Source organism: Veillonella intestinalis (assembly GCF_943193155.1).
Classification (GTDB): Bacteria; Bacillota; Negativicutes; order Veillonellales; family Veillonellaceae; genus Veillonella_A; species Veillonella_A intestinalis.
Genome location: NZ_CALPDB010000005.1, coordinates 148,666 through 167,792 on the forward strand (window position 1 = coordinate 148,666; position 19,127 = coordinate 167,792).

A 19,127-nucleotide genomic window follows, 5' to 3' on the forward strand; every position below is an offset into this window, starting at 1 on the left:
GTCTTTTTATATTAACCCATATATTATTTATAAATTGTAGCATTCCAAACAAGCTATTATCAGTCTGCCCTATAATTTACATTTCATTACGACGGATTTTATCATAATTAAATAAAATATTCAGTACCACTGCTGTTAAAGCACCTACTACGATACCACTTTCTAATAAAATCCGAATCGCCGATGGAAATTGAGCGAATAAATTAGGTGTCACAGTTACACCAAGCCCTAACGTAATAGAACAAGCAGCAATAAGCATCGTATTTGAATCATTAAAATCAGCTTTTCCTAACATGCGAATCCCTGCAGAACACACCATGCCAAACATGGCAACCATGGCGCCCCCTAATACTGGGGTAGGAATAATCGTAGCTAACGCTGCAAATTTAGGCACTAAGCCTAAAATCACCAATAAAATACCACATACTACAATGACTATACTATTTCGTACCTTAGATAGTTCTACTAAACCTACATTTTGTGAAAAGGTAGTATAAGGGAAGGAGTTAAAAATACCACCAATAATAGATGCTAACCCCTCTGCCCGATATCCATGGGCTAAATCCTTAGGCGTCAATTTCCGCTCACAAATTTCACCAAGTGCTAAAAATACCCCGGTAGACTCTACCATACTTACCATCGCTACAATTGTCATGGTAAGAATCGCACTAGCGTGAAACGTTGGCAAGCCAAAGTAAAACGGTTGTGGAATATGAGCCCATGAAGCTTCCATAACAGGAGTTAAATCAACAAGGCCTAAGCATAAAGCTAATAAAGTACCAAATACTAACCCTAGTAGCACAGAAATAGCTTGAATATAGCCTTTAAATACACGATTTAAAATCAAAATAAAAGCTAGTACCAGAAAGCCTAAGGTTAGATTTAAAACGCTTCCAAAATCAGGGCTCCCCTGACCACCAGCCAAATTATTCATAGCTACTGGCACTAAAGTTACCCCAATAACGGTTACGATGGAGCCCGTTACTACTGGCGGGAAAAATCTAACTAATTTACCAAACCAATGGGAAATAAGAAATACAATAAGTCCAGAGGTAATAATAGCACCATAGATTGCACCCATGCCTAATTCCTTACCAATGGCAATCATAGGAAACACAGCGGTAAAGGTACAACCTAGTACAACCGGTAAACCAATACCAAAAAATCGGTTGCGCCAAACTTGCAATAATGTTGCAATCCCAGAGGTCAGTAAATCAGCCCCAATCAAATACGCAATCTGCATAGTGTCAAGGCCTAAACTACTACCTACAATAATAGGCACTATAACCGCCCCTGCATACATAGCTAATACATGTTGCAAACCTAAGAAAAAAGTTTGACTTTTTTGTAATTCCATCATTCAGCCTCCTTAGGTGTACGTGCTTTTAATTCAAGAGCCATTTTACCAGTTCCTTTACCATCAGGACTCCCATGAGTATAGCCCACTACATCAAAATATTCTGCACATGCCTCTGCAATTGCTTCGTAATCTTCATTCTTACTTTTAGTACAAGTAGAAATATGAACTACATCTACCCCTTTTTTCCGTAAGGTAGCTATCTTCTTAGCTAAATCACCACCTGAATGAGTAAAACCAACTAACTCAATTTCCTCATTTTCATAACGAGCAAACGAATCTCGTTTTCCCATAAAAGCACCTAAACAACCACCACAGGAGCAGCGTTGCATGGTATCTTCATTAACTAAAATTGCTATTTTTTTCATTCTATCTCCTTAACTTAATTAGACGAGTACTTACTTTATAGCTTACCACAAATATAAAATAATTTAGCACTTATAAACTATATTCCATAATTCATATTTTTCATTAATAAATTGCTTTTAAATCATTGATATTATTCAAGAAGAAGCGTACAATGAAACTATAATATCGTTCGGATTATAATTATATAAGGAGGTTTACTATGGCTTACACAACATTTCGCATTCCTAACACAATTATTCACGGCAATGACGCCCTCTGTCATCTAGCTAAACTTGAAGGTAAGCGCGCTACTATCGTAACTGGTGGCAACTCTATGCGCCGTTTCGGTTTCTTAGATGAAACTAAAGCCCAACTTGAAAAGGCAGGCATGGAAGTGCAAATCATTGACGGCGTAGAACCAGATCCCTCCATCAAAACCTGTATTGAAGGGGGCGCTAAAATGGCTGAATTTCAGCCAGACTGGATTGTGGCATTAGGTGGCGGCTCCCCTATGGATGCAGCCAAAATTATGTGGGTATACTATGAGTATCCAGGGTATGACTTTATGGAACTTGTAAAATTTAATTTCCCTAAATTGCGCACCAAAGCAAAGCTAATTTGTATTCCTTCCACTAGCGGCACCGCTTCTGAAATCACTGCTTTTAGTGTAATCACTGATACAGAAAATAATATTAAATATCCACTCGTATCACCAGATATGGTCCCTGATATTGCCCTCTTAGATAATCGTATCCCCGCTAAAATGCCACCACTTATTACGGCTCAAACTGGTATGGATGTTATGACTCATGCCGTTGAAGCCTATGTATCAAAAGCAGCCGATGACTACACTGACCCATTAGCACTTCATGCGATTCAACTTATTTTTGAATACTTAGAAACAGCTTACAAAGAGCCAGATAATATGGTCGCTCGTGAAAAAATCCACAACGCTTCCACTATGGCAGGTATGGCCTTTACGAACGCTTCGTTAGGCATTGTACACAGTATGGCACATAAAATTGGTGGTGAATTCCATCTTACTCACGGCGAAGCGAATGCCATCTTATTGCCATATATTATTCAATACAATAAAAAAGCTACCTCCAAATATGCTAAATTAGAAGGTATTTTAGGTATTGATAGCCTAGAAGATGCTATATGGAATCTAAACCAACGGCTTGGTCTAACACGAACTATTAAAGAAGGACAAAATACAGTAATTAGCGAAGCAGACTTTAATGCAGTGCTTGACCGTATGAGCCCACGGGCTGTCGAAGATGCTTGCACATTAACTAACCCACGTAAACCTACTGTAGAAGATATTAAAAAGATTTACGAAGCAGCCTATTATGGCAAACCTATCGACTTTTAATAGGTAATACAACAGAGTCTTAACTCATATAAACAAAATGTCTACTCACTTAAAAAAAATGATAAACGCGGTTTGAGCCCCTCGGTTCAAACCGCGTTTTTAATCACTACTTACATATCACTATAGCAAAGTATAAGGAATGGGTAATCCATTATAAAATTTTACTCGCACTATAGCTTTGTGCACATCAATATTACTGACCTACTTTTTGTACAATATAATCCATAAATGTCTTCATTGTATCCCATTTAGAATTATTATTACGATATACGAAGCAAACCTGTAAATTTAATGGCTTAGCTAGTGCATAAAAACCTTCCGTAATGCCTAACGTATCCAATAAGTGACGAGAAATTAACGCCCCCGCATCATTGCGTTGACAATAATCAATCATAGCATATGGATTAGACAAACGAACTAATTGAGGCAAGGATTGACGACCTTCTTCAGAGAAGTAAGATTTCAATCGATGACTCATAAAATATTTAGGCGGGTACATTACCATTGGATAATCTAATAATTCTTCACAAGTTAATTGCTTGTCTCCTAGAAATTCACGTCTTGGTGCATAATAAACAACCGAGTCTTCACGAATAGCAATACTTTCATAGCTACTCATATCCTTGTTATTTGGTAAGTAACAAGTTCCAATATCGATACGGTTTTCACGAAGATCTAGCAACATTTCCTCTTCTTCCATGTCATAAATGGAAATAGAGAAATTTGGATTAGCTTGTTGAAAATATGATACATGAGCATTCATCCGTACGTCGCCAATGCTACGCAAAATTCCGACATTTAACATAGGTCGTTCCAATTTATTCGCTAAACGGATGCTATGAATAGCTCGTTCTAGCGTTTCAATGATATGCTCCGCCTCTGGTAAGAACTTTTCACCTTCTGCTGTTAGTCGGCTACCACGAGTGGATCGGGCGATTAACTTAACCCCCACTAAGCGTTCCAATTTTTTCATCTGCGCACTAAAAGCAGATTGTGTAATGTTAGCAGCTTGAGCCGCTAACGTAAAATTGCCCATTTTGCTATACGTGATAAAACTTTGCAACTCTTGCAGAGTAGGTAGTTCATCCATTCGTATCATCTCCTTTTTACGCAATACATAATCATACGTTCATAATTAATACTAAAAAATACCCCCATTAATAATTGAAGGTATCTCTTTTTTCTTTACCTTAGTATACCATGTATTCATTAATTTAGAAAAGAGATAGATACAAAAATTTTACATTTTTATCACTTTAATGAATTAAAAGAGGCTTACTACAACTGAATTTATCAACTGTCTATTGTTAAATAACATTTATACTATACTAAAGCAATGAGATTATTTTCCCCTTTTTAATGTATATAATTAAAACAAACATAACTGTTAAATTTTCTTATAATTTTCTATTTCAAAAACCTGTCAGAAACTCATATATTTTTCACAATATGCAAAATATTGGCATATAAATTCAACAAAACTCTATTTTCTTCTATAAAGAGCTTTTAAAAAGCCCTTTGCACTATTTGTGTAAATACCTACTATAGAAGAATTGCAAAAAAGCTAGGAAATAATTGACACTGAACTTGTATTTGTGCTATTATTATCGAGTACCTTTCTGAGTACACTAATTTTATATTTTTTATTTTTAATCATGAGGTGATAATCACATGGCAACGAGAAGAGAAGCACGCTTTAAGTTATGTCGTCGCTTCGGTGTGAACGTTTTCGGTCACTCCAAAGCTTTAAAGCGCGTAAAAAAAGACCAACGTCAGAAAAAAATGTCTGAATATGGCACACAATTATTAGAAAAACAAAAAGTTAAAGCATACTACAACTTGCTAGAACGCCAGTTCGTACGCTATTATGATAAAGCGAAAAAAATGCAAGGTGTTACCGGCGAAAACATGTTAATCTTGTTAGAATGCCGTCTTGACAATCTTGTATATCGCATCGGTTTTGGTAACTCCATCCGTCAATCCCGTCAGATGGTTAACCATGGCCACGTTCTTGTTAACGGTCGTCGCGTAGACATTCCTTCCTACCAGTGCAAACCTGGTGATGTAATCGAACTTCGCGAAGCATCCCGTGACAACGAAATGTTCAAATCTAACTTCCAGGAACTTCGTTCTTTCGAACTTCCTTACATTACTAAAGAATTAGAAGCTTTCAAAGGTACTTTAACTCGCCTTCCTGAACGTGCTGAACTTCCAATCGAAGTTAACGAAACGCTCATCGTCGAATTGTACTCCAAATAATAGCTTGCTATTTCAAGCCTCCCTTTTGGGAGGCTTTTTTATTATAATGCGATGTAAACCAATTAGAATCATTTAAAATAATTATTTTAAATACTCATTTACAATAATCAGCAAGAACAATCAGTAAATCTAATCAGCAAAAGCAATCTGTAAAACTAATCAGCTAAAATACTAAGTAGAAAATCTACAAAAAAGCAACGGCTAGAAGTAAACTAATTAAGTCTACTCCTAGCCGTTTTTAGATTCTTTTTTATTTACTAAAATCAAATATTTCTACTCATTACAATTTGGTCTTGCTATTTGCTGAAATTGTTTATTTTTTGTACTCCCTATTTACTGCCATATATTTCAGTTTATTTTACTTCCACAATGGAGTAGCTTCGTGTACCTAAGCCTAATTGCTCAGCTCGTACTAAAGCAGCTTCCCAATCAGTTTCAGGCGCAATAGTATGGAAATGATCCCAACTTTTTTCTTCCTTTTCATCGAGCATACTACCTGGCATAGGTGGCTGCGCATTTACTTTATCCACACAAGCTTGATCTAAAGCCACTAAATCATAAGAGGCCATAATCCCTACGTCAGGTACGATTGGCATATCATTCTCACCATGGCAATCACAGTATGGTGATACATCCATAACAAAACTAATGTGGAATCGTGGACGATTGCGCACAATAGCCGCTGTATATTCAGCCATTTTTTCACTTAATACAGTATTGGCTTCATCCCACATTGGTGAAATCGCATCTACTGGACATACACCAACACAACGACCACAGCCCACACATTTTTCTTCAGTAATAAAAGACTTACCATCCGTAACATGAACCGCATCATGCGCACAATATTGTTCACATTTATGACAACCTACACAAATTTCTTGCTGTACAAATGGTTTGCCCGCACTATGCTGTTCCATTTTACCAGCTCGGGAGCCACCACCCATACCAATGTTTTTAATTACGCCACCAAAGCCAGCTGCTTCATGGCCCTTAAAATGAGTAAGCGAAATAATAATATCCGCATCCATTAACGCACGCCCAATTTTAGCTTCTTTTACATGCTTTCCATCTGGCACTGGCACCAATACTTCATCTAACCCCTTAAGCCCATCTGCAATGACTACATGAGCCCCTGTATTATATGGATTAAAACCATTTTGATACGCCGACTCTAAATGGTCAAGGGCATTTTTACGACCGCCTACATATAAAGTATTACAGTCTGTTAAGAATGGCTTGCCACCCCATTCTTTAATTAACTGAACGATTCGTGCTACATATTGAGGGCGAATAAAGGCTAAATTCCCTGGTTCTCCAAAATGTAATTTAATAGCCACATATTTATTGTTAAAATCAATTTTATCCATCCCTGCACGACGCACTAAGCGCTCTAATTTATCTAATAAACTTTCCCCTACTCGAGTCCGTAAGGACGTAAAAAATACCTCTGACATACCTATGCCATCTCCTTTACTTTTTACAAAGAAATTATAGCCTCCTCAGGCTCAATTAACTCTATTTATATTATATCAAATATAGCCGTAATTGAGAAAGAATTGATATATACCTTTTTATCAATTTAGCCCATATTCCTTTTATTTAATTTAGTCCATATTTCTTTTTATTCAATTTAGTCCATACTACTCTATTAAAAAAATAGGCTCCTTTGGATGTCCAGTGATTATATAAACATTATATAAATTAGAACCCATAAGAGCCTATCTTATCTAAATCTTTAATTTTTTAAATTACACAACACCATAAAACGCAACCACTTATCAATACCATACTAGCGATATGCTACACGTTCTGGCTGCATATCATGGAAATGTAAACGTTCTTTGGCTACCTGTTCCCATTCTGTCCCTGGTTTGCCATAATTAGCATAAGGATCAATAGCTAAACCACCACGAGGCGTAAATTTCCCCCACACTTCAATATATTTAGGGCTCATTAAGGCAATTAAGTCCTTCATAATAATATTTACACAATCTTCGTGAAAATCGCCATGATTGCGGAAACTAAACAAATAAAGCTTTAAGGACTTACTTTCTACTAAACGCTCATCAGGCACATAGGAAATATAAATTGTCGCAAAATCAGGCTGCCCAGTCATAGGACAAAGACTGGTAAATTCTGGACAATTAAATTTAACAAAGTAATCATTATTAGGATGTTTATTAGGAAATGCTTCTAGCACATCTGGCGCATAGTCAGTTGGATAGGTTGTACTTTGCCCTAATCCATGTACACCTTGCAATTCTTCACTTGTTCTACCGCTTGCCATATGATGGCACCTCCCTTTGTAAATCTATGTCATCCTCCACCACAACTGGTGTTGTACCCATAATTAAATGGCTAAAACGTTCTAAGCCATTTACAATAAAAAAGCTCACTACTGCAGAAATCCCTTGCCCCACTAATAAAGAGGATACTAATACTACATAAGGCACGCCTAAAATAGGAGATAGCCATAAAGGAACTACTAAACTTGGTACCAATGTAATAAATGGAATAACAATCCAATTACCAAGTCCCATCCGCTTCCCTAATACAATACCACTCGTAGTAACTAGACCTACTATACAGCCCCCAATGGCATCAATCGGACCTAAGCCCCCCATGATTAAATTACTAATCAAATTGCCAAAGCCAAAGGCCAAAATAGAAAATGGAAATAAAGCGGCCAAACCATATAGCGCCGTAGCAATACGCACCTGATATTGACCGAACGCAAAGCCTTGCGTGACCATCATAATCACAATATACAAGGCTAAACATAGACCTGAAATAGTCAGCTTTTTTGTTGTACTTAAAGTATTCATTTTTAAAATCTCCTTAGTTTTATTTAAAGACAGGATGGTTACGAACTGTCTCACTACATACATGCTAACAGGCGATACCTACGCATCGCCTGTTAGTGGTGTAACATCTACGACTTATTATATCATAAACTGTTACCGTATGTAATTGATTTTATATAGAAAAAGTTAAATTTACAAAAACTTGCTCACCTTTTCTATCACCAAATTCAATCTAATTATTTAAATTCATCGCATAAGCCTTGGAACATAGTTGCATCTGGTTTTACTACATCATGTACCAATGCACGAGCATGAGGTCCACCATTAGCATCAGCTAATGCTTTTTCGAAGCATGGTTTAGTTGTATCTTGATAAATTAAACCAGTCAATAACCCTTGATAGTCACCTAATGTTTTTAAAGCTTCTGCACGATTAGAAGGATCATAGCCTTCGATTTTTGTTAATGAAGTTAAGTTATCTTTAAAATAATCGTAACCATTACGTTTATTATATGTTACGCATGGGCTAAATACGTTAATGAAAGAGAACCCTTCATGTTGCATACCTTGTTTGATTAGTTCTACTAATTCAGCACGGTTTGTCATGTAGCCTTGTGCTACAAATGTAGCGCCCGCAGCAATTGCAGTTTCGCAAATTGGCAATGGAGACTCAAAGGAACCATGTGGTGATGTTTTTGTTACAAAACCAATGTCAGAACGAGGGGATGTTTGCCCTTTTGTTAAGCCATATACATGGTTGTCCATAACAACATAGGTAATATTTACATTACGTTTAAATGCATGGATAGTGTGTCCCATACCGATAGCGAAAGCATCACCGTCACCACCGCAAACAACAACATCTAAATCTTGGTTAGCTAATTTTACACCTTGTGCATATGGTAACGCACGACCATGTGTAGTATGGGCACCGTAAGCATAGAAATAGCCACCAATACGGCTAGAACAACCAATACCAGAGATAACAGCTAATTTTTCAGGAGAAATATCTAACTGAGTCACAGCATCAGTAATGGCCGCTTGTACCCCATAGTGACCACAACCAGGGCACCAGTTAGGGCGAATATCATTTCTAAAATCAGTCACTTGAGCCATATTATAAAACCTCCTTAATTGCTTTTTTAACATAGGTTGCTGTGAATGGATTACCATCATATTTTAAGCAACTATGGAGCTTACATTTATTAGGCATGTTAATACGGAATAAGTCAGCTAATTGTGCTGTTGCATTTTGTTCACAAATAACAACTTTTTTAGCTTTTTCATAGAAAAGCATAAGTTGTTCTTTAGGGAATGGTTTAATCAATCGAAGTTGTAAGTGGTTAACTTTAACACCTTCCGCTTCCAATTCAGCAGCAGCCTCTTCAATAGCACCACGGCTAGAAGCAATACCAATTACCAATACATCACACTCATCATGTTTAGCATTGTTAAGGAATGGTTCATATACATCAGCTACTGTACTCAACTTGCGAAGACGTTTGTCAGTTTGACTAACGTGCATAGTTGGTGCTTCTGCTGGTTTACCTTCTTCATTATGTTCAAGGCCAGTGGATAAGAATAAACCATTTTTCATACCAGGAATAGTACGAGGTGAAATACCATCTTCAGTTAATTCAAAACGTTTGAAGTAATGAGGACGTTCTAATTCTGGTAAATCTTCTTCTTTCATCATTTTGCCGCGTTCAATTGGCACACGGTTCAAATCAAAGGAAGGAACAGATTGTTTATTCAAACCTTGTTGTAAGTCAGGCATGAAGATAACTGGACATTGATAAATTTCAGCCAAGTTGAAGGCTTTTTGAATTTCATAGAAACATTCTTCAATACTAGTTGGCGAAATAACGATATTCGCATAGTCACCATGTGCATTATGACAAGCTGCATTAATATCGGACGTTTCAACTTTAGTTGCCATACCAGTGGATGGGCCAGAACGTTGTACGTCGATAACTAACATTGGTAATTCAGCCATGGATGCCATGGACAAGGATTCAGCCATAAGACTTAACCCAGGGCCAGACGTACAAGTAAAGCCACGCACACCAGCGTATACACCACCCATCGCAGTCATGCAGGCAGCAATTTCGTCTTCTGTTTGAACAACAGTCGCCCCAATTTTGTCCATTTTCTTAATCATGTATTCCATAACTTCAGAAGCTGGCGTGATTGGGTAGGATGCCATAAAACGAGAACCAGCAGCAATAGCACCTAACGCTAACGCTTCATTACCTAATAAGAACATCTGATCTTTAGGTTCTGGTACTGGTAATGTATCTACGTCGCCTTCACCGCGTTTTTCAACGATTAGAGTATAACCGTCTTCAAAAGCGCTTAAGTTTTTATCAATTACGTCTTGTGATTTTTTAGCAAAACGTTCTGAAATAGCTTTCTTAAATGGAGCTTTATCAAATCCTAAGAGAGCTACAGACATACCTAATGCTACAATATTACGCATTAGCAAAGAGCCTTGTTTCATAGCTGTTTCAGTAATAGGTACAGCTAAGCAAGTAACTGGTGCCCCTTCAAATTTAGAGAAGTCAGGGTTTACTTTGCTATCGCAAATAATGTAACCACCATTACGAACTTCATTACCGTGCATATCAACGGTTTCTTGGTCTAATGCTACCAAGAAGTCAACGGATTCGCCAACAGTCATAATCTGTTCTAACGCAATGCGCAATGCAAAGGTTGTATGCCCGCCTTTAATACGAGATGCAAAGAGACGTTGGCTGTATAAAGAGTACCCCTCTTTAGCTAAGATTGTGGCCATAATTTCGCCGCAGCTTTCGATACCTTCGCCCTGCTGGCCACCCATTTTCCAGATAAAATCTTTACGTTTTTGCAAAAGATTCACCCTCCTTAGGATTAAACATTACATGGTATAGTGGATCTGTAAAATCTTTCAACTACTTATCATTTTAACATTTTTATACAAAATCAGCAAACAACTTCTCACAATCTAAGGTTTCCATTATGACTAGCCTGCAAGGCTAATTATAGCTTATAAATTACATACATTCTATAGTGTATAAAATATATCATCAGGATATCAAACGGAATATTAATTCTTCATTTATTAATTTTTATACTCTATAATGAATTTTTTAGATATACATTTCACTATGAAATGTATTGCTCACTAAGAAGTAAAAAAGGCGTATCTGTAGTCATAGTATGCCATCCATACCACTCAAATAGATACGCCGTTTAGAATCATCTAAACTACAATACGTCCATATAAATTTTATATTTTATTAATTTTAAATGCAAAGATTCAACTAACAAAACTAGAATTTAAATCATTATATTAGTAATTTGATTTAAGCCATTCAGTAATGAAATATCTCAATCTAAGAAAATATCATACTAAATTAAGGAATTATAACCATGCCTATGAGCAAATGATATATCCCTACTCTTTTGTACCCTTTTACTATACTAAAGCAATTTAAACTAATCTGCCTAATTCAATTAGTTTAGCGCCCTAGTGATTTCAATACTTCAGTCCTCCTAATTTCATCAAAAAATATCTCTTCCAAACATAAGCCTTGAGCTGGTGCTGTTTTTCCGATACAGCGCCGATCGCGCTGCGCTAATAAATCGGGAATTGCCTCTGGTTGAATTCGCCCAAGCCCTACATCTACTATAAGACCTGCAATATTACGAACCATATGATACAAAAAACCATCGCCAATTACGTGTAACCGTAGTGTATCCCCTGCAAACAAAGGAACAACAGCATATATAGTTTTAACTGGATTGGCCGGTGTTGAGTTAGCCCCTTGCAAGGTTGTAAAATCATGCGTACCTTCTAAATAGCGAGCAGCCAACAAGATAGCCTCATGATTCAAAGGCTTTTTCACATGCCAATGATAGCGCATATTCAAGGGATCGGCTACAATATCATTATAAATAGTATATACATATTCCTTCCCTACAATATTCCAACGGGGTTTCCAATCTAAAGGAATTTCTTCGGCTCGTCGTATGACAATATACGGTGGTAAATGAGCAATTAGGGCACGAGTTAAATTTTCTACGGGAATTCGTCCTGATGTAAAAAAAGTAACGACCTGAAAACAAGCATGTACCCCTGCATCAGTGCGAGAAGCACCATAAATAGAAATAGGCTCATTACACACACGACTTAACGCCTTTTCTAAACAATCTTGCACCGTAATCCCATTCTGTTGACTTTGATAGCCATTTAATTCCGTGCCATCATAGGCAACAATTAAGCGTATATTACGTTGTACTATTTCCAATGCAAGCTCCTTAAATTGTAATCGGGAAAAACCGCAATACTAAAAGTACACCTGTCACTACAAGTATACCCGCAACACCAATGTAATCATACGAAGTAATGGTCAATTCACGCATACGAGTACGATTCTGCCCCCCACGATAACAACGGGCTTCCATAGCAACGGCTAATTCATCAGCTCGGCGAAAGGCACTAATGAATAAAGGAACTAATAACGGTACCATATTCTTAGCCCGCTTAATAATACTCCCAGTCGTAAAATCAGCGCCCCTTGAAGCTTGTGCTTTCATAATGCGGTCCGTTTCTTCTAATAAAGTAGGGATAAAACGTAGCGCAATTGTCATCATCATAGCTAATTCATGGGCCGGTACCCCAATACGCCGAAAAGGATTTAATAAATGCTCAATTCCATCGGTCAAACGAATCGGAGAGGTAGTATATGTGAGCAAGGAAGAAAAGATAATTAAAAATACTAACCGCGCGGCCATAAAGCTCCCCATGCGCAAACCTTCTTCAGTAATTCGTAAAAAGCCCATCTCCCAAAGAACGGTCCCTGGTGTAGTAAAGATATGAATTGTCATAGTAAATACTATAATAATCCACAACGGCTTAATAGAGTTCCATACAAGGCGCATAGGCAATCGAGATAAGGCCACTGTAAAGACCGTAAATAAGCCCACAACTACATAGGCTAGGGTAGTTTCTGCTAAAAATATAGCTACGATAAAAATCATAGTAGCAATAATCTTAGCCCGTGGGTCCATACGGTGTAAAAAAGAATCGCCTGGGAAGTATTGGCCAATTGTAATATTACTTAGCATGGTGTACCTCCTTTAACGTTCTTTCAATCGCGCTCACTGCATCATCCACAGAAATAACTTGCTGTGATACAGGTAAGCCACGACCTCGCAAATATTCAACTAACTTTGAAACAGGCGGCACATCCACACCAGCCTCTTGCAATTCTTGGCGTTTGTTCATAAAAATATCTAGCGGTTTACCATCTAATTGAATTTGTCCATTATCAATCACAATTAAGCGATTAGCCATGCGCGAAATATCTTCCATATTGTGTGATACAAGGACGACTGTAATGCCTTTTTTCTCATGAAGTTCCATAATTTTCTGGAAAATCTCTTCACGACCAAAAGGGTCTAGCCCTGCTGACGGCTCATCCAATATTAAATAATCAGGATTTAAAGCCACTACTCCAGCAATGGCGACACGCCGCATTTGCCCACCAGATAATTGGAAGGGCGAACGTTCTGCATAGGTTTCATAGTCTAAGCCTACAAAATCCATAGCTTCGCGCACTCGCTTAGCCACTTCATCATCACTAAGACCTAAGTTTTTAGGCCCAAAAGCAATATCTTGCGCAATAGTTTCTTCAAATAGCTGATGCTCTGGATACTGAAACACCATGCCCACTTTGTGACGCATTAGCTTAGCTTCTTCAGTCTTAAGAGCTGCATCAACACCATTAATAGTAACAACTCCTGTTGTAGGGTGCAGTAAACCATTTAAATGTTGTACTAAAGTTGATTTACCAGAGCCAGTATGGCCAATAATACCAACAAAGTCGCCTTCTTTTATTGTTAAATTAATTCCTTTTAATGCCTCTTTACGATATGGCGTATTTTCACCATATACATAAGAAACAGAGTCTAATACTATTGGCATAATTGGTCCCCCAACTCTTCCTCCGTAATAATATCAGCCGGTAAATTCATCCCATTTTTTCGCAATTTAGCAGCTACTTCAGCAGCCACAGGTACATCTAAACCTAAGTCTTTTAACATTGGTACTTGTGAAAAAATTTCTTTTGGCGTGCCTTCATGTAGTAATTTACCATTTTTCATTACCACTACACGATCAGATGTAACCGCTTCCTCCATAAAATGAGTAATATAAACAATGGTAATGCCTTCTTCTTTATTTAAACGATGAACAGTCTCTAATACTTCTTTACGTCCTACTGGGTCCAACATAGCCGTCGGTTCATCTAATACAATACAGTCAGGCTTCATAGCTAATACACCAGCAATAGCGATTCGCTGCTTTTGACCACCCGAAAGTAAACCTGGTGAATGTAAGGCATATTCTGTCATATTCACACTTTTTAATGCTTCATTGACACGGCTACGAATTTCTTCGGGTGCTATGCCAAGATTTTCTGGACCAAAGGCCACATCTTCCTCTACAACAGCAGCCACGATTTGATTGTCTGGATTCTGAAATACCATGCCTACATGCTGACGAATATCCCACAAATGGTCAACATCACTGGTATCCATACCTAGTACTGTAACAGTCCCTTTTGTAGGTGTTAATAATACATTAAAATGCTTTGCTAAGGTACTTTTGCCACTCCCATTCGTGCCAATAATACTAACAAATTCACCCTTACGAATCGTAAGGCTTACATCATCTAAGGCATATACTACATTGCCAGACTCATCTTCATAGGTATGACTCATATGATTAGTCTGTATCATAATGTCTTGTGTACTCATTATTTATCCTCAACTTAATGTATACATAATTACTATATTGATAATATAAAAATAGCGGTCATTCGTCAACCTACGATTTACAAGTAGGTTGTTAATCTATCCTTTTATTTTACAATTTATTAGCCTTTATTTTTATAGTATCAATGCCACTATATTTCAGTATAACATGAAAAAAGCGGTGTTGCTAACATCTGTTGCAACACCGACTTCCTAATTACTAAACGAGCTCAATAATTGCTAATGGAGCTGCATCGCCTTTACGAAGGCCAGTTTTAATCACACGAGTGTAACCGCCTTGACGATCAGCATATTTTGGAGCAATTTCGTCAAATAATTTCTTAACTACATCTTCATCCATAAGATATGCAAGTACCTGACGACGAGCGTGAAGATCACCGCGTTTTGCAAGAGTGATCATCTGGTCAGCTAAACCACGAAGTTCTTTAGCTTTAGCTTCAGTCGTTTCAATACGATCATACTGGAAGAAAGATGTTAACATACCGCGGAATAATGCTTTACGAGCAGAGCTGTCACGGCCTAATTTTCTATACATTAGTCATCCTCCTTATTCGCCTTTTTTCTTCAAGTAAAATGGTCCCAATGGATGATTTTGAAGTTTTTCTTCAATTTCATCAATGGATTTTTTACCTAAATTACGTACCTTACCTAAATCATCCATGCTCTTATCCAAGAGGTCCGCAATTGTATTAATGCTTGCGCGTTTTAAACAATTATATGCACGAACAGATAATTCTAAATCGTCGATAAGGATTTTGGATGGACCATCATCAGGTTCGTCACCAGCTGGTAACGCATCTGCAGCAGGGCCATCAGTATCATCTACTCCAGGAACAATAAATTCCTCAGCAGAATGTGCTAATTTAGTGAAGTTCTTTAAGTAACCAATCATAATGTTGGCAGAACGTGCTACAGCTTCAGCGGCCGTAATAGAACCATTGGTAACTACTTCAAGAGTAAGTTTATCAAAGTCCATTTCGTTGCCTACGCGCACATCACTTACTTCATATTTTGCTCGAAGAATAGGAGAGAAAATAGAGTCGATAGGAATTCGACCAATTACATCATCATCCTTTTTATTCTTCGTGGATGGCACATAACCTTTACCACGTTCAATGCGCACATCCATTACTAGATGAGCTACCTCATCCATCGTAGCAATTACGAGGTCAGGATTTAAAATTTCTACCTCAGGTGGGAAATTTCGTCCAAATTCACCAGCAGTTAACACACCTTCTTTTTGAATATCAATATGAAGATCCAAAGGAAGCTGTGCTTCGCTATCTAAGCGAAGGCATAACTGTTTGAGGTTAAGAATTATATCCGTTACGTCCTCACGAATACCAGGAATGGTAGAAAATTCATGAAGCACTCCATCAATCTTAATGGAAGTAATGGCCGCTCCATCTAAAGACGAAAGCAGAATTCGACGTAAGCTATTGCCGAGCGTAATCCCGTAGCCACGATCTAATGGTTCACAGACGAATTTACCATAACGACCGTCATCGCGTACTTCAACTTTCTCGATTTTTAATTTCTTTTCTTCGCTCATCAGGACAATCCTCCTATTAAACACGCCTTTCATCTATAGTATATCATAGCGACCGCTCCAAGCGATCGCTTAAACTATAAATTATACACGACGACGTTTTGGAGGACGGCAACCATTGTGAGGAATTGGAGTAACGTCTTTAATGCTGTTAACTTCAAGACCTGCAGCTTGCAATGCACGGATTGCAGCTTCACGACCAGAGCCTGGACCTTTTACGAATACTTCAACCTGACGTAAGCCATGTTCCATAGCAGCTTTAGCAGCTTGTTCAGCAGCCATTTGAGCCGCAAATGGAGTGCTCTTACGGGAGCCACGGAATCCAAGACCACCAGCGGAGGCCCAGGAAAGGGCATTACCGTTTGTATCAGTAATTGTTACGATAGTGTTATTAAATGTGGAACGGATATGAGCCGCACCAGATTCAACGTGTTTCTTTTCTTTTCTTTTGCTTCTTACTACCTTTTTAGCCACGCTTTATCCCTCCTTTATTATTTCTTCTTCCCAGCAATTGCTTTTCTAGGACCCTTACGAGTACGAGCATTTGTCTTAGTGCGTTGACCGCGTAAAGGCAATCCCGCACGATGACGTTTCCCGCGATAGGAGTTGATTTCAATTAAGCGCTTAATGTTAAGTGCTTCTTCACGACGAAGGTCACCTTCAACCTTGTACTCTTCATCAAGAAGAGCACGGATTTTCGCAACTTCATCTTCAGTAAGGTCACGAACGCGAGTATCTGGATTGATACCTGTTTTTTCCAAAATTTCTTTGGACAAAGTAAGTCCGATACCATAAATATAAGTCAAACCAATTTCCACACGTTTGTCACGTGGTAAATCTACACCGGCTATACGTGCCATCTATTCATCCACCTCCTATCAATTATCCTTGTTTTTGTTTATGTTTCGGGTTTTCGCAAATTACCATTACACGGCCTTTACGTTTAATGATTTTGCATTTTTCGCATATCTTTTTAACTGATGGTCTAACCTTCATAAGTACCTCCTTTGTGTCGCTGCCGCTTACTATTTAAAACGGTAGGTAATACGACCACGATTTAAGTCATATGGTGTCAGTTCCATAGTAACTTTATCACCGGGAAGGATACGAATAAAATTCATACGCATTTTGCCTGACACATGAGCAAGTACCACATGACCATTTTCAAGTTCTACCTGAAACATGGCATTTGGTAAAGCTTCAACGACCGTACCTTCCACTTCAATAACGTCTTCTTTTGACATATCATTTCCTCCGGCTACTGGTTATTTTATCAACCTGGGTTCATCACGCATGGTCAAAATTTCAGGGCCGTTTTCAGTAACAACCACTGTATGTTCAAAGTGAGCCGCTGGTTTGCCATCACGGGTGACAGCTGTCCAGTCATCACCGAGAACTTGCACTTCGTAAGTACCCATAGTAATCATTGGCTCAATACAAAGCACCATACCCGGCTTTAAAAGAGGGCCATGCCCAGCCGGACCGTAATTTGGAATTTGTGGATCTTCATGCATTTCACGACCAAGACCATGACCAACAAAGTCACGTACCACTCCAAATCCGAATTTTTCACAATACGTCTGAACAGCATGAGAGATATCTCCCACTCTGTTCCCGACAACAGCTTGTTCAATACCTTTAAACAAGCTTTCTTCTGTCACTTTGAGAAGTTTCATAACCTGAGGTTTGACCTTCCCAATAGGAATGGTTACACAGGAATCCCCATGATACCCATTTACTGAAGACACAAGGTCAATGCTAATAATATCACCATTCTTCAGTTTGCGATGAGCATTGGGAATACCATGTACCACTTCATCATTGATAGAAGCGCAAATTGTTGCAGGATACCCATAGTAACCTTTGCAGCTTGGTTCACCACCATGGCTGCGAATATATTCTTCGGCAAATTGATCTAATTCCAAGGTGCTAACACCTGGTTTAGCTACTGCAATAAGCTGTTGCAATGTTTCAGCGGTAAGCTTACATGCCTGACGGATATACTCAATTTCATGTTCCGATTTCAAAATAATCATTGATTATTTCTCCAACGCGTTAATGATATCTGTAAATACTGTATCCACATCCTGTAATCCGTTGATTTCTACATATAAACCACTGTTACGATAGTAATCAATCAAAGGCTTTGTAGATTCGTCGTATACAGCAAGACGTTTCTGTACTGTTTCCGGTTTATCATCGTCACGATTTTCAAGACGTGCTCGTTCGCTGATGCGTCGAACTAATTCATCATTTGGAACATTGAGGTTCACAACTGCATCAAGAACAATTCCCATTTCTTTTAATATAGCATCTAATGATACTGCTTGGGCGGTTGTACGAGGGAAACCATCAAGAATGAAGCCATTTTTGCAATCATCTTTAGCAAGGCGTTCACGTACAATTCCCACCGTAACACTATCCGGTACGAGCTGACCAGCATCCATGTATTTCTTAGCCTCAAGACCAAGAGGGGTACATTCCTTAACCGCAGCGCGGAACATATCACCGGTTGAAATCTGAGGAATACCATATTTATCAATTAAACGAGTTGCCTGAGTGCCTTTACCTGCACCGGGAGGTCCCATTAACAAAATATACATAGCAATTTTCC

The 19,127-nt window shown here is 38.2% G+C and carries 22 protein-coding genes; 2 read left to right on the forward strand and 20 right to left on the reverse strand.

Annotated features, from left to right (window positions below; all coding sequences use genetic code 11):
- Window positions 1–76: 76 nt before the first annotated feature.
- On the reverse strand, window positions 77–1,357 hold the full coding sequence (locus NFR44_RS07160) for a nucleobase:cation symporter-2 family protein (RefSeq protein WP_251442883.1): 1,281 nt from the start codon (window positions 1,355–1,357) through the stop codon (window positions 77–79).
- Window positions 1,357–1,725 (reverse strand): CGGC domain-containing protein, encoded by a 369-nt coding sequence (locus tag NFR44_RS07165; RefSeq protein ID WP_251442886.1) that lies wholly within the window; start codon window positions 1,723–1,725, stop codon window positions 1,357–1,359. The genes NFR44_RS07160 and NFR44_RS07165 overlap by 1 nt, the downstream gene beginning before the upstream one ends.
- Window positions 1,726–1,925: 200 nt before the next feature.
- Here NFR44_RS07165 and NFR44_RS07170 point away from each other — a divergent pair, with 200 nt between their 5' ends.
- A complete protein-coding gene (locus NFR44_RS07170; RefSeq protein ID WP_251442889.1) occupies window positions 1,926–3,080 on the forward strand; it encodes an iron-containing alcohol dehydrogenase in 1,155 nt (384 codons plus the stop codon).
- A 193-nt stretch (window positions 3,081–3,273) separates the two neighbouring features.
- Here the strand turns inward: NFR44_RS07170 and NFR44_RS07175 are convergent, their stop codons facing one another.
- A complete protein-coding gene (locus NFR44_RS07175) occupies window positions 3,274–4,170 on the reverse strand; it encodes a LysR family transcriptional regulator (protein WP_251442892.1) in 897 nt (298 codons plus the stop codon).
- A 581-nt stretch (window positions 4,171–4,751) separates the two neighbouring features.
- Here NFR44_RS07175 and rpsD point away from each other — a divergent pair.
- The gene (gene rpsD / locus NFR44_RS07180; protein WP_162099088.1) at window positions 4,752–5,339 is read left to right on the forward strand and encodes a 30S ribosomal protein S4; all 588 of its coding nucleotides are present in this window, start codon (window positions 4,752–4,754) and stop codon (window positions 5,337–5,339) included.
- 353 nt (window positions 5,340–5,692) lie between these two features.
- Here rpsD and NFR44_RS07185 read toward each other — a convergent pair whose 3' ends face one another.
- The 17 genes from NFR44_RS07185 to NFR44_RS07265 all read right to left on the reverse strand — a co-directional run bounded on the left by NFR44_RS07185 (window position 5,693) and on the right by NFR44_RS07265 (window position 19,116).
- Window positions 5,693–6,796 (reverse strand): DUF362 domain-containing protein, encoded by a 1,104-nt coding sequence (locus NFR44_RS07185; RefSeq protein ID WP_251442894.1) that lies wholly within the window; start codon window positions 6,794–6,796, stop codon window positions 5,693–5,695.
- 335 nt (window positions 6,797–7,131) lie between these two features.
- The gene (queF, locus tag NFR44_RS07190; RefSeq protein WP_251442897.1) at window positions 7,132–7,629 is read right to left on the reverse strand and encodes a preQ(1) synthase; all 498 of its coding nucleotides are present in this window, start codon (window positions 7,627–7,629) and stop codon (window positions 7,132–7,134) included.
- Window positions 7,616–8,167 (reverse strand): QueT transporter family protein, encoded by a 552-nt coding sequence (locus tag NFR44_RS07195; protein WP_251442900.1) that lies wholly within the window; start codon window positions 8,165–8,167, stop codon window positions 7,616–7,618. Before NFR44_RS07195 ends, queF begins: the two co-directional genes overlap by 14 nt.
- A gap of 215 nt (window positions 8,168–8,382) precedes the next feature.
- Window positions 8,383–9,261 (reverse strand): 2-oxoacid:ferredoxin oxidoreductase subunit beta, encoded by an 879-nt coding sequence (locus NFR44_RS07200; RefSeq protein ID WP_251442903.1) that lies wholly within the window; start codon window positions 9,259–9,261, stop codon window positions 8,383–8,385.
- A 1-nt stretch (window position 9,262) separates the two neighbouring features.
- Complete coding sequence (locus NFR44_RS07205; RefSeq protein ID WP_308795422.1) at window positions 9,263–11,014, reverse strand: 2-oxoacid:acceptor oxidoreductase subunit alpha; 1,752 nt, start codon at window positions 11,012–11,014, stop codon at window positions 9,263–9,265.
- A gap of 631 nt (window positions 11,015–11,645) precedes the next feature.
- Window positions 11,646–12,434, reverse strand: a complete 789-nt coding sequence (gene truA, locus NFR44_RS07210) for a tRNA pseudouridine(38-40) synthase TruA (RefSeq protein WP_251442943.1) — start codon at window positions 12,432–12,434, stop codon at window positions 11,646–11,648.
- A gap of 10 nt (window positions 12,435–12,444) precedes the next feature.
- On the reverse strand, window positions 12,445–13,254 hold the full coding sequence (locus NFR44_RS07215) for an energy-coupling factor transporter transmembrane component T family protein (protein WP_251442946.1): 810 nt from the start codon (window positions 13,252–13,254) through the stop codon (window positions 12,445–12,447).
- On the reverse strand, window positions 13,244–14,113 hold the full coding sequence (locus tag NFR44_RS07220; protein ID WP_251442949.1) for an energy-coupling factor transporter ATPase: 870 nt from the start codon (window positions 14,111–14,113) through the stop codon (window positions 13,244–13,246). Before NFR44_RS07220 ends, NFR44_RS07215 begins: the two co-directional genes overlap by 11 nt.
- Complete coding sequence (locus NFR44_RS07225; RefSeq protein WP_251442951.1) at window positions 14,104–14,946, reverse strand: energy-coupling factor transporter ATPase; 843 nt, start codon at window positions 14,944–14,946, stop codon at window positions 14,104–14,106. The genes NFR44_RS07220 and NFR44_RS07225 overlap by 10 nt, the downstream gene beginning before the upstream one ends.
- 217 nt (window positions 14,947–15,163) lie before the next feature.
- Complete coding sequence (rplQ, locus tag NFR44_RS07230) at window positions 15,164–15,499, reverse strand: 50S ribosomal protein L17 (protein WP_251442954.1); 336 nt, start codon at window positions 15,497–15,499, stop codon at window positions 15,164–15,166.
- A 12-nt stretch (window positions 15,500–15,511) separates the two neighbouring features.
- On the reverse strand, window positions 15,512–16,516 hold the full coding sequence (locus tag NFR44_RS07235) for a DNA-directed RNA polymerase subunit alpha (protein ID WP_251442958.1): 1,005 nt from the start codon (window positions 16,514–16,516) through the stop codon (window positions 15,512–15,514).
- An 81-nt stretch (window positions 16,517–16,597) separates the two neighbouring features.
- Complete coding sequence (rpsK, locus tag NFR44_RS07240; RefSeq protein ID WP_115310821.1) at window positions 16,598–16,987, reverse strand: 30S ribosomal protein S11; 390 nt, start codon at window positions 16,985–16,987, stop codon at window positions 16,598–16,600.
- A 17-nt stretch (window positions 16,988–17,004) separates the two neighbouring features.
- Window positions 17,005–17,373, reverse strand: a complete 369-nt coding sequence (gene rpsM, locus NFR44_RS07245; RefSeq protein WP_115310820.1) for a 30S ribosomal protein S13 — start codon at window positions 17,371–17,373, stop codon at window positions 17,005–17,007.
- A 22-nt stretch (window positions 17,374–17,395) separates the two neighbouring features.
- Window positions 17,396–17,509 (reverse strand): 50S ribosomal protein L36, encoded by a 114-nt coding sequence (gene rpmJ / locus NFR44_RS07250; RefSeq protein ID WP_006555676.1) that lies wholly within the window; start codon window positions 17,507–17,509, stop codon window positions 17,396–17,398.
- Between the two features lie 29 nt (window positions 17,510–17,538).
- Window positions 17,539–17,757: a translation initiation factor IF-1 gene (infA, locus tag NFR44_RS07255; RefSeq protein ID WP_005377071.1), complete on the reverse strand. Its 219-nt coding sequence runs from the start codon at window positions 17,755–17,757 to the stop codon at window positions 17,539–17,541.
- Between the two features lie 21 nt (window positions 17,758–17,778).
- On the reverse strand, window positions 17,779–18,549 hold the full coding sequence (map, locus tag NFR44_RS07260; protein ID WP_251442961.1) for a type I methionyl aminopeptidase: 771 nt from the start codon (window positions 18,547–18,549) through the stop codon (window positions 17,779–17,781).
- A 3-nt stretch (window positions 18,550–18,552) separates the two neighbouring features.
- Window positions 18,553–19,116: an adenylate kinase gene (locus NFR44_RS07265; protein ID WP_251442963.1), complete on the reverse strand. Its 564-nt coding sequence runs from the start codon at window positions 19,114–19,116 to the stop codon at window positions 18,553–18,555.
- Window positions 19,117–19,127 lie beyond the last annotated feature (11 nt).